Annotated in this window: 8 protein-coding genes; 5 read left to right on the top strand and 3 right to left on the bottom strand. The window is 40.6% G+C overall.

What is annotated here, in order from left to right; translation table 11 throughout:
• Positions 1-45 precede the first annotated feature (45 nt).
• Entirely contained in the window at positions 46-1,164 is a 1,119-nt protein-coding gene (locus IL355_RS10050) for a glycoside hydrolase family 88/105 protein (RefSeq protein WP_192462012.1), read from the top strand.
• A gap of 17 nt (positions 1,165-1,181) precedes the next feature.
• Complete coding sequence (locus tag IL355_RS10045) at positions 1,182-2,489, top strand: Gfo/Idh/MocA family protein (RefSeq protein WP_192462011.1); 1,308 nt, start codon at positions 1,182-1,184, stop codon at positions 2,487-2,489.
• Positions 2,490-2,560: 71 nt separating this feature from the next.
• On the opposite strand, the gene IL355_RS10040 is transcribed toward IL355_RS10045, so the two are convergent.
• The 3 genes from IL355_RS10040 to IL355_RS10030 form a co-directional block, all read right to left on the bottom strand.
• Positions 2,561-3,643 (bottom strand): GDP-L-fucose synthase family protein, encoded by a 1,083-nt coding sequence (locus IL355_RS10040; protein WP_192462010.1) that lies wholly within the window; start codon positions 3,641-3,643, stop codon positions 2,561-2,563.
• A gap of 1 nt (position 3,644) precedes the next feature.
• Positions 3,645-4,757, bottom strand: coding sequence for a GDP-mannose 4,6-dehydratase (gene gmd, locus IL355_RS10035; protein ID WP_187458706.1), 1,113 nt, complete (start codon positions 4,755-4,757; stop codon positions 3,645-3,647).
• A gap of 238 nt (positions 4,758-4,995) precedes the next feature.
• Positions 4,996-6,357, bottom strand: a complete 1,362-nt coding sequence (locus tag IL355_RS10030) for a Gfo/Idh/MocA family protein (RefSeq protein ID WP_192462009.1) — start codon at positions 6,355-6,357, stop codon at positions 4,996-4,998.
• Between the two features lie 118 nt (positions 6,358-6,475).
• Between IL355_RS10030 and IL355_RS10025 the strand changes: the two genes are divergently transcribed.
• The 3 genes from IL355_RS10025 (at position 6,476) to IL355_RS10015 (ending at position 11,868) form a co-directional block, all read left to right on the top strand.
• Entirely contained in the window at positions 6,476-7,861 is a 1,386-nt protein-coding gene (locus tag IL355_RS10025) for a sialate O-acetylesterase (protein WP_192462008.1), read from the top strand.
• A gap of 57 nt (positions 7,862-7,918) precedes the next feature.
• Positions 7,919-10,030 (top strand): thioredoxin domain-containing protein, encoded by a 2,112-nt coding sequence (locus tag IL355_RS10020; RefSeq protein WP_192462007.1) that lies wholly within the window; start codon positions 7,919-7,921, stop codon positions 10,028-10,030.
• 119 nt (positions 10,031-10,149) lie between these two features.
• Positions 10,150-11,868: a GMC family oxidoreductase gene (locus IL355_RS10015; RefSeq protein WP_187458711.1), complete on the top strand. Its 1,719-nt coding sequence runs from the start codon at positions 10,150-10,152 to the stop codon at positions 11,866-11,868.
• Position 11,869: the final 1 nt, after the last annotated feature.

Genomic DNA, 11,869 nt, shown 5'->3' with positions numbered 1-11,869 from the left:
TAATATTTTAACAATCTTCAATTCAACAACTTAATACTCAACTTTATGATTCACATGATTCGTTTGATCAAGTATGTTATCAGACTACTGCCTATTATTTCAATTACTTTTTTGACCGCTCAAAAAATTGATACTAAAAATGTGGAAGTATCTATGGTCAAAGCTATGGAATGGCAAGAACAACATCCTATTTTTACTTCGGCTCCAACTGACTGGACCAATGGAGCCTACTACGTAGGGGTCACTAAAGCCCATGAATCTACCAAAAATCCCATATTTTCTGCTGCTTTAAAAAACATGGGCTACCAAAATGAATGGAAACCTTGGGACCGTTTTTACCATGCAGATGATATAATCATTTCCTATTCTTACCTGTATGTAAACGAAATTAGAAAGGGAATGGTTGACTTAGAGCCTACCGAACGCTTTTTAACGGATCATCTTTATAAGCCGCATCCTTGGAGGGAAGGTATAGAAGGCAAAGACCAACAAATTTTATGGTGGTGGTGTGATGCTCTTTTTATGGCACCACCAGTACTCACCGTATATTCAAAATTGACCAATGACCGCTCGTATTTAGATAAGATGCATGAGTTGTACTTAGAGACCTATGATTTGTTATATGATAAGGAAGAACATTTATTTGCTCGTGATATCCGTTTTTTATGGAAGGGAACCGATAAGGATTTGAAAGAAGAAAATGGAAAAAAGATTTTTTGGTCCCGAGGAAATGGATGGGTAATAGGAGGGCTTGCCTTGATTTTGGAGGATATGCCCAAAGACTACCAGCACCGTGATTTTTATTTGAAACTTTATAAAGAGATGGCGGCCAAAATAAAAGAAGTACAACATTCCGATGGATTATGGAGAACCAGTTTGTTATCTCCAGAATCGTATGACCACGGTGAAGTGAGTGGTAGCGGATTTTACACTTTTGCCCTAACTTGGGGAATCAATAATGGAATCTTGAACAAAAAAGAATATACCCCCGTGGTAACCAAAGCATGGAATGCCTTGCAAAATTGTCAAAAAGAAAATGGCATGGTAGGTTGGGTACAAGATATTGGGGCTAGTCCGGAGCCAGCTTCCGCAGACAGCTGGCAAAATTTTGGAACCGGTGCTTTTTTATTGGCCGGTAGTGAAATCTTAAAATTAGGGAACTAGCGTTAAAATCCACTGAGATGAAAAATGACAAGCAAATTAAAAACCAAAATTCGGGCTTCTCAAGAAGAAAATTTTTAAAGAATACGGCATTTGCAGCGGGTCTGGTCACCATTGTACCCAGGCACGTTTTGGGGCGTGGGTTTATATCCCCAAATAATAAAATTAATTTGGGTTATATCGGGTTGGGTAAACAAGGTGGCATACTTTCTAGATTCTTCACTACTGAGACCCAGGCACAAATAGTTGCCGGAAGTGATGTGTGGACGGCAAAACGTGATGGATTTAAAAAGATAGTTGAAGGTTATTATGCTGAAAAGCGTGGAGTTTCCAATTATAATGGGGTGACCACCTATTTGCAGTACAAGGAAATGCTTGAGGACAAAAATATTGATGGAATTGTGGTGGCAACCCCAGACCATTGGCATGCCATTCAATCGATTGATGCAATGAATGCGGGTAAAGATGTGTACTGTGAGAAACCTTTGACCAATACCATTGTTGAAGGAAGAATGATGGTAGATGCAGCTAAAAAGAATAATACCGTTTTACAGGTAGGGAGTATGCAGCGTTCTTGGGAAAAATTTCAAAAAGCCCAAGAAATAGTAAGTACCGGTAAATTAGGAGAGATTAAAAAAGTTCTGGTAAATGTAGGTGACCCGGCGAGGGCTTACGACCTTCCTGCAGAACCTACGCCCAATGGTATCGATTGGAATTTATGGTGCGGTCCAGCGCCTTTGTTGACCTATCACCATTCTATTGCTCCCGAGGTGGTAGAAAAATACCCTGACTGGAGAGATTTTAAAGAAACCGGTGGCGGAATTTTAACGGACTGGGGTGCCCATATGTTCGATATTGCCCAATGGTGTTTGGGAATGGATAAAACAGGTCCCGTAAAATACATTTCGCCGAAAGACCCTAAGGCAGTTCGAGGTTTGCGAATGTTCTATGAAAACGGAATTGAAATGGTGCATAAAGATTTTGGTAGGGGATGGGCCGTACGCTTTATTGGCTCTGAAGGTACCATGGATGTAAGCAGAGGTTTTATAGAAACCACTCCCGCCAATATTTTAATGCCTAACGGAGGAGACCCTAAAGAAAAATTTAACGATAGGGGCAATCATTACCAAAACTGGCTCACCGCTATGAAAGACCGCAGTAAACCATTGGTAGATGTAGAGACCGGTCATCGTTCTGCGACCGTAGGCAATGTTGCCAATATTGCCTATGAATTGGGAAGGACTCTAGAGTGGGACCCCGTAAAGGAAAAGTTTAAGGGCGATAAAGAAGCCAATAAGCTTAGAAAACGTAAGAATAGAAAGTATTAAGATCAACCAACTACTCTTAACTAAAAATGGCGCCTTTTTATGGGCGCCATTTTTTATCATAATTACTAGAGTTAGCTAGTATACCATTGGTACATTTGTGAGATACCGTCTTCAAGCTCAATATTATGTTTCCAGCCCAATTCGTGCAATTTGCTCACATCGGTAAGCTTTTTCATGGTGCCATCCGGTTTATCGGCATTAAATTGTAAACTTCCGTCAAAACCAACCTGCCTTTTGATTGTTTCTGCCAATTCTTTAATAGAAACATCTTTACCTGTACCAATATTGATATGGGTATTTCTAATTTCCTTTTGACCGGACTCATACGTATCCTCAAAATTTCTGTTTTCCATGATAAAGACACAGGCCTCGGCCATATCCTCAGACCATAGAAATTCGCGCATCGGCTTACCGCTTCCCCAAATCTCAACAGAAACACCATCTTTTCCGGTGGTGACGCCGTACTTCTTAAGTGTTTGAAGAATTGCTTCTTCATTGGCCTTTTCATCTACAGATTCTATGGGGCGGTTCTTTAAATCAGCTCTAATAGCTTCCCAATCATTTTGTTCCAAGGCCTTTCCCAAATGCATTTTCCTGATAAGCGCAGGTAATACATGAGATTTTTCCAGGTCAAAATTATCATTGGGTCCGTACAGATTGGTAGGCATTACAGAGATGTAGTTGGTGCCGTACTGTAAATTATAACTTTCACAAAGTTTGATGCCCGCTATTTTTGCGATGGCATACGGTTCGTTGGTATATTCCAAAACATCGGTAAGAAGATAATCTTCTTTCATCGGCTGCGGACACTCTTTGGGATAGATACAGGTGCTTCCCAAAAACAATAACTTTTTAACTCCGTTCAGGTAACTATGGTGAACCACATTATTCTGAATCATAAGATTCGAGTAAATAAAATCACCACGGTAGGTATTGTTGGCCACAATACCGCCTACCTTGGCAGCAGCCAAGATAACATAGTCCGGTTTTTCTTCAGCAAAGAATTCACCAACGGCGTTGGCATCTACCAAATCCAATTCGGCATGAGTTCTTAATAAAAAATTGGAATAACCTTTCGCTTTGAGTTGTTTTAAAATAGCACTGCCCACCAAACCTCTATGGCCAGCTATATAAATTTTGGAATTTTTATCCATTTTATTCGAAATAGTTCATGATGCGGTAACCACCTTCTTTGAGATACGTGTCTTTCTGCATCAATTTTAAATCGCTGGTCATCATATCCTTGACCAAATCTTGAAGTTGATATTTAGGCACCCAGCCCAATTTGTTATTGGCCTTACTTGGATCACCGATTAATAAATCCACTTCGGTTGGTCTAAAATATCTAGGGTCAACGGCAACAACCTCGGTACCTTTTTCTATCTGGTATTTTGGGTCGTTACAAGCAACAACGTAACCTTTTTCATCTACGCCCTCGCCCTTAAATTCAAGTTCGATACCGGCTTCGGCGAAACTCATTCTTACAAAGTCTCTAACGGTAGTTGTCTTTCCGGTAGCGATTACCCAATCTTCCGCTTCATCGGCCTGAAGAATCATCCACATCATACGTACGTAATCTTTGGCATGGCCCCAATCACGTTTTGCATCCAGGTTACCTAGGTAAACTTTATCCTGTAATCCCAAGGCAATTTTAGAAGCTGCACGGGTAATTTTTCTGGTTACGAAAGTTTCCCCTCTAATAGGCGATTCGTGATTAAATAAAATACCGTTACAAGCGAACATTCCGTAAGCTTCACGATAATTTACGGTTATCCAGTAGGCGTACATTTTGGCCACCGCATAAGGACTGCGAGGATAGAATGGCGTCGTTTCTGATTGAGGTACTTCCTGCACCTTTCCGTACAATTCAGAGGTAGACGCTTGATAGATTCTTGTCTTTTTTTCTAATCCTAAAAGACGAACGGCATCTAAAATCCTCAAGGTACCAATACCATCGGCATTGGCTGTGTATTCTGGTGTTTCAAAAGAAACGGCAACGTGGCTCATGGCGGCCAAGTTGTAAATTTCATCAGGCTGAATTTCCTGAATAAGGCGAATAAGATTGGTGCTATCCGTCATATCGCCATAGTGCAAATGCAAGTTTCTGTTCTCTACATGGGGGTCTTGATAGAGGTGATCGATTCTATCGGTGTTGAACAAAGACGACCTTCTTTTAAGGCCATGCACTTGATAATTCTTTTTTAATAAGAACTCTGCCAGATAAGCTCCATCTTGACCAGTAATTCCTGTAATCAAACACTTTTTCATTTGCTAAAAAGTTTGTTGGTTCCAACTTAATATTTACACAAATATGGATATTATTATTTTTAACAACCTTCTATTTTCTACAAATTTTGAATTATTTAAAGATTACCAATTATGTACTTGGAAAAATTGATGATCTGTAGGAAGCAACAGAAAAGTTTCGACGATTTCATAATATGGAAATCCTCTTTTCTTCTAGTAAATTTTTCTAGATGAAAACTAGACAAATCAGAAAGACGAACTAAGAATTAGGGTGTTGCCACCCTTCTCGGTAACTTCTTTTTAACATTTTTGTTGCTTCGGGGTCGTTCAAAATCAGTTGCTTACCTTGACTGTAAGTGAGTGGCCGTTGTATGGCAAGAGCCATGTTCGCCAATATGCAGCTGGCTGTTGAGATATGCCCCTCTTGAATATTTGCCACGGGAGAAGACCCAGTTTCTATAGCTGATAAAAAATCTAACATGTGACCTCGAGTTGCAGGTGCGGCATGCAGTTCAATATCTTTTTCGGTTAAGTCTTCGGGGTATTTTTCACGTTCGTAAATAACATCTTTATGTATTTTTTTACCATCGCCCACAGGAACAAAATCGTACTGCATTACGCTTCCTGAAAGCGTTCCTTTTTCTCCGAATATTTTAAACGCCCACGGATATTCAGGGTCGGGAGGCGTACCCCAAGAGCGGTGTTTCCAAACGCATTCCATTTCCTCGAACTCAAAAATAGCATTTTGCGTATCCGTAATATTTGCTTTGGCGTCTTTCTGAACATATATGCCTCCAGTGGAGCTAATTCGTTTGGGCCAACCGAGGTCTAGCATCCAGCGAACGGTATCGAGCATATGCACACACATATCGCCAACAATACCATTGCCATATTCCATAAATGCGCGCCAGCGTCTATGTGGGAGTCCATCAAATTCACGCATAGGTGCAGGACCTGTCCACATGTCATAATCAAAGAAGTCGGGAATAGGTTCTACAGGCCTATTTTTTTTATCTCGCATGTGATAATAACAACACATTTCTACATGTGAAACCTTGCCCAGCCGTCCGGCATCAACAATGTTTTTTTTAGCTTCGATTAGGTGTGGGGTACTTTTGCGTTGGGTTCCCACTTGTATGACCTTATTGTATTTTTTACTGGCCGCAACTAAAGCCTCTCCTTCCAAAACATCTACGCAAATAGGTTTTTGTAGGTATACATGAGCACCTGATTTCATGGCTTCAATCCCCTGTAGTGCATGCCAATGGTCGGGTGTGCCCACCAAAACGATATCAAGCTCGCTTTGTGCCAGCATTTTTTTATAATCCGTGTATGTTTTGGGCTTTTTGCCAGATTTCTGCCGTGTACTGACCAACTCAGCCGCCGCTGACAGCATGTGTCTATCAACGTCACAAAGAGAAATAACTTCTACGTTGGTGACTTGAATTAATCTAAATAGGTCACTTTTACCATACCAACCCGTTCCAATGAGTCCCACTCTCAAAGGTTTTTCTCTATAGACCAAGTCGAGACCATATGCTCCAAACGAAGATAAGGCCATGGCAGCGGTTGTAGACTTTAAAAAATTACGTCTGTTGATGTAGAAGTTTTTGGTAGACATTTTTGAAGAGTTTAGGTTGATGTTCTAAAGATATTTAAATCATTTTTAAAATGAACACCAATTTATTGTCAAGAATATAATTTGATATATTTAGCCTACATATTAATTTCTATAACTCATGAAACCAAACCAACTACTATTAATTATTGTTTTATTGACATGTCAATTGGCAGTAGCCAAAATTACCTTACCCAATATATTTGGAGACCATATGGTCTTACAAAGAAACGAAAGCGCTAAAATATGGGGTTGGGCCCAAACCGGAGAAGAACTGACGGTTACCACCAGTTGGGATGGTAAAAAATATAAGGTAAAAACCCCCATAACTGCGGTATGGGAGGTTTTCGTAAATACACCAGAAGCTGGCGGACCGTTCAATATAACCATAGAGGGATTTGAAAATGAAATTGTGCTCAATGACGTGCTTATAGGCGAGGTTTGGTTATGTTCCGGTCAATCAAATATGCAATGGACCGCAACCACAAACGCAGGAATAGACAATGCGGAGGAAGAAATAAAGAAGGCCGACTACCCAAATATTCGTTTTTTTACGGTTGAGCGTAGAACGGCTGAATTTCCGCAAGACGATTTACCGGGTACTTGGGAGGTATGTTCGCCAGAAACGATGAAAGACTTTAGTGCTGTAGCCTACTTTTTTGCTAGAAGAATTCAAGGTGAGATGAATATTCCCATTGGTCTTGTCAATAATGCTTGGGGAGGCTCTCCTGCCGAGGTTTGGGCGACCCGTTCAGTATTTGAAGAAAACGAAGACCTTAAAAAAGATGCCTATTCCTTGAAAGAAACCCCTTGGAGTCCGGTAACCCCTTCCTATTTGTACAATGGGATGGTTCATGCGCTTACCGGTTTTAAAATTGCCGGAACTATTTGGTACCAAGGTGAATCAAATGTGAGCAGACATGGAAATTATACCAAGTTGTTCTCCAAGACGGTCGGTTCTTGGCGAAAAGCTTGGGGATACGAATTTCCCTTTTACTTTGTTCAAATTGCTCCTTACAAATATGATACACCAGAGGTGGGCGCATATCTTCGAAATTCGCAAAGAATAGCTCAAAAAGTCATTCCGAATTCGGGTATGGTGGTGGTTAGTGATATTGCCACCATTAATGATATTCATCCTCCAAATAAACAAGATGTAGGTCTTCGCTTGGCAAACCTTGCCCTTAAAGAGACGTATAAAAAATATGAAGGAGAAGTGCATGGTCCGCTATATAAGTCTCATAAGGTAGACGGAAAAAAGGTGGAGGTTCATTTTGATCATGCAGACGGACTTATGGCAAAGGGAAAAACGATTACTCATTTTGAATTAGCTGCCGGAGATGGAAAATGGTATCCGGCTAAGGCAAAAATAAAAGATGATAGAATTATTCTGACGTCTAAAAAAGTCGCAGAACCGGTAAAGGTACGATTTGGATGGAGCAATACAGCGGAACCAAATCTATTTAATGAGGCCGGTTTGCCTGCTTCCGCCTTTATTTCCGAATAAATATTGGCCCCTAGAATGTAACTAATTGTTGTATTTTCGGCAATAGAATAATTGACTATGAAGCCCAGTACTATTTTCGCTAAGACAACACTTCTTTTGGCATTTTTGATTTCAACTTCCTGTAAAAATAAAGAGGAAAAAGTTGAGGTAGTGGAGAACCACAAATTTACAAATGCCTTGGTAAACGAAAGTAGTCCTTATCTACTGCAACATGCCCATAATCCCGTCAATTGGAGGCCTTGGAGCCAAGAGGCTTTAGAAGATGCCAAAAGGGAAAACAAACTGGTATTGGTAAGCATTGGATATTCATCGTGCCATTGGTGTCACGTAATGGAAGAAGAAACCTTTGAAGATGAGGAGGTTGCCAAGGTCATGAACGAAAATTTTATAAGTATCAAGGTTGATAGGGAAGAAAGACCCGATGTTGATCAAATTTATATGACCGCTTTGCAATTGATTTCAGGTAATGGTGGCTGGCCCTTGAACGTCATCACCCTTCCAAACGGTAAACCTTTGTACGGAGGTACCTATCACACCAAAGACCAATGGACTCAAGTTTTGTCCAAAATCAATGATTTGTATAAAAATGACCCTCAAAAGGCAGAAGAGTACGCCGATATGGTAGCAGCAGGTATTGCAGAAGCTAACACTATTGTACCCAATCAAAAAGATGTCACCTTCGATAAAAAAGAAGTGCAGGCGAACGTTGAGCTTTGGCGACAATATTGGGATTTGGAATATGGAGGAGATATGGGGGAACAAAAATTCATGATTCCCTCTAACCTTATGTTTTTGTTAGACTATGCTATTTTACAAAAAGATGATCAAGCGTTGGCACATGTGAAAAACACCTTGGATAAAATGGCAAAAGGAGGTATTTATGACCATTTGGCGGGAGGTTTTTATCGCTACAGCACAGACTCACGATGGAAGGTACCCCACTTTGAGAAAATGCTCTATGACAATGCTCAGCTGATAAGCCTTTACTCAAAGGCCTATACCGTTTTTGGTGACAGCGAATATCAACGTATTGTTTGGGAAACCATCGATTTTTTAAAAAGAGAGATGAAAAATGAAGAGGGAGGTTACTATGCCGCCCTCGATGCTGATACAGAGGGGGAAGAAGGAAAATTTTACGTGTGGGGGAAACAAGAACTTCAAGAGATTTTAGAGAACGATTTTGAATTGTTTTCTAAATATTACTCCATAAACGAAACGGACCAGTGGGAAGTCGATACCTATGTTTTACATGTGAAAATGGAAGATGCGGATTTCGCCAAATCGGAAGGTATAACAAAAGGCGAACTGCAGAGCAGAAAAGAAAAATGGCATAAGTCTTTGCTAGAAGCACGTTCAAGAAGAATAGCTCCAGGTATTGACGATAAGGTAATTACATCATGGAACGCATTATTGATTACTGGGTTGGTAGATGCTTATAAGGCGTTTCAGCAAGAAAGTTTTTTACAGGAAGCCCAGCATACCTTAGAGTATCTGCTTGAAAATGGTATGTATCGAGGTAATTTGGTACATACTTATAAAGAAGGTAGCAATCAAAAGGAAGGTTTTTTAGAAGATTATACCTATTTAGCCCAGTCAGCACTAGAACTCTATACTGCTAGTTTTGATATCCAGTATTTAGAGATAGCGACGGAGCTGACGGAAAAAGCGGAAGAAAAGTATGCCGATGAGACCACCGGCATGTATTTTTATAATGAAAGTGATGAACTAATCGCCAAGATAATTAAAACTGATGACGGTGTCTTACCCTCTCCCAATGCAATAATGGCATCCAATTTATTTAAGTTGGGTCATATAGACTACAACACCGAATATATGGAAAGGTCCAAAAAAATGCTTGCATCAATAACTCCATTGATCGAAGAAAGTCCCTCCAGCTATTCTAAATGGAATTCTTTACTTTTAAAAAATACTTTTCCGTTTTTTGAAATAGCCGTGGTAGGCTCAAATGTTAAGCCCGTAGTGCAGGGGTTGCAAAAACATTACTTGCCCAACACCCTTATTGTGGGTAGTAAGAAAAACAGTGATTCCCCGTTGTTCAAAGACCGTTTTATTGAGGAAGAGACGTATATCTATGTCTGTCAGAACACAACTTGTAAATTGCCAGTAAAGACGGTTGAGAGGGCCCTTGACCAAATGAATAATTTTTAACGCTTATTATTTGTGTTATCACGGTACAGATCGTGTCATTCTACCATATAGATGCTCCAAATTCGCATAATTTTCATTTTTAATTTTTAAATTGTGCGCTCATTTAAACTAAACTAACTATGCAGATAAAGGAATCTCCTGAAGTCTATGATGTTATCATTGTCGGCTCCGGCGCCGGTGGTGGTATGGCTACCAAACAGCTTGCAGATGCCGGATTAAATGTTGCGGTCGTGGAGGCGGGACCGTTCTTTGACCCCGCAGACCCAAAAACCATGACCCAATTGAAATGGCCTTATGATTCTCCTAGAAGAGGTGCGGGAACCACGCGTGCCTTTGGTGAATGGGATCAGTCTTGGGGCGATTGGGAAGTTGATGGTGAACCTTACACCACGGAAGAAGGAACCACTTTTAAGTGGTGGAGAGCACGTATGCTCGGTGGCCGTACCAACCACTGGGGGCGTATCTCACTCCGCTTTGGTCCAAAAGACTTTAAAGGAAAAACTCGTGACGGACATGGGGAAGATTGGCCTATAGGCTATGAAGACGTAAAGCCTTATTACGATAAGGTAGATAAATTGATTGGCGTTTTTGGAACCAATGAAGGTCGTGAAAATGATCCAGATGGATTTTTCCTTCCTCCTCCAAAACCAAGACTTCATGAACTATTTTATATAAAAGGAGCAAAAAAATCGGGTATTCCTGTAATTCCGGGTCGTCTTTCAATGCTTACGAAGCGAATAAATAATGAGCGTGGTGTTTGCTTTTATTGCGGACAATGCGGTAGGTCATGTCAAGTGTATGCGGATTTCTCCGCAGGTAGTTGTTTGATCTTTCCAGCCCAGAAAAGTGGTGGCAAGGTGCGTTTGTATGTCAATTCCATGGTTCGTGAAATTACCACCAATGAAGAGGGTAAGGCCACTGGAGTTTCTTACGTAAGTAAAGATGACAGAAAGGAATATAAGCTAAAAGCAAAAGTAGTGGTATTGGCAGCATCTGCCTGTTCATCCGCCAGAATATTATTAAACTCCAAAAGTAAGCAACATCCAAACGGATTGGGTAACAGCAGCAATTTGGTAGGTAAGTACTTGCATGATTCTACAGGAAGTAGTGGGGCGGCCTTTGTTCCAGATTTGATGAATCGTGATGTTACCTATAACGAAGATGGTGTGGGAGGTATGCACGTTTACTCACCTTGGTGGGGTGATCATAGTAAACTGGATTTCCCTCGCGGCTACCATATAGAAGTGTGGGGAGGTATGAGCCAACCTAATTACGGTTTTGGTTTTGATCAAGACAATTTTAATAAGCTAATGGGCTTCCCAACCGGCGGATACGGAGACAAACTTCGTGACGAAGTTAAGAGGTACTACGGCGCCGTTATAGGCTTTGGTGGTAGAGGTGAAGGTCTAGCTAGAAAGGAAAATTACTGTGAGATTGACGAAACAACTGTTGATGATTACGGAATTCCGGTGTTGAAATTCAACTATAAATGGTCTGATGTTGAAGTGCGTCAAGCAAAACACATGCAAGACACCTTTGAAGAGATTACCCATAACATGGGAGGCATCTATCTAAATAAACCAGGTAAGGACAGGGACTATGGTCTTCATGCGCCCGGTGAGATAATTCACGAAGTAGGTACCACTAGAATGGGGGATGATCCAAAAACTTCGGTTACCAATAAATTCAATCAATTACATGACGTTGACAATGTATTTATTGTAGATGCAGGACCCTTTGTTTCCCAAGCGGATAAGAACTGTACTTGGACCATTTTGGCACTATCTTGGAGAGCATCGGACTATATTATCGAACAGTTGAAACAACAAAATATCTAAT

Origin of the sequence: Euzebyella saccharophila (assembly GCF_014855495.1) — a bacterium.
GTDB classification, from domain to species: Bacteria; Bacteroidota; Bacteroidia; order Flavobacteriales; family Flavobacteriaceae; genus Euzebyella; species Euzebyella saccharophila.
Note: the sequence above shows the minus strand (reverse complement) of the source record. Positions and strands in the feature narration are given on the sequence as shown.

Excerpts from the sequence above, each read along its gene's own strand:
- IL355_RS10050 (WP_192462012.1), top strand. The coding sequence starts at position 46 with ATGATTCACATGATTCGTTTGATCAAGTATGTTATCAGACTACTGCCT.
- IL355_RS10045 (WP_192462011.1), top strand. The coding sequence starts at position 1,182 with ATGAAAAATGACAAGCAAATTAAAAACCAAAATTCGGGCTTCTCAAGA.
- IL355_RS10040 (WP_192462010.1), bottom strand. The coding sequence starts at position 3,643 with ATGGATAAAAATTCCAAAATTTATATAGCTGGCCATAGAGGTTTGGTG.
- gmd (WP_187458706.1), bottom strand. The coding sequence starts at position 4,757 with ATGAAAAAGTGTTTGATTACAGGAATTACTGGTCAAGATGGAGCTTAT.
- IL355_RS10030 (WP_192462009.1), bottom strand. The coding sequence starts at position 6,357 with ATGTCTACCAAAAACTTCTACATCAACAGACGTAATTTTTTAAAGTCT.
- IL355_RS10025 (WP_192462008.1), top strand. The coding sequence starts at position 6,476 with ATGAAACCAAACCAACTACTATTAATTATTGTTTTATTGACATGTCAA.
- IL355_RS10020 (WP_192462007.1), top strand. The coding sequence starts at position 7,919 with ATGAAGCCCAGTACTATTTTCGCTAAGACAACACTTCTTTTGGCATTT.
- IL355_RS10015 (WP_187458711.1), top strand. The coding sequence starts at position 10,150 with ATGCAGATAAAGGAATCTCCTGAAGTCTATGATGTTATCATTGTCGGC.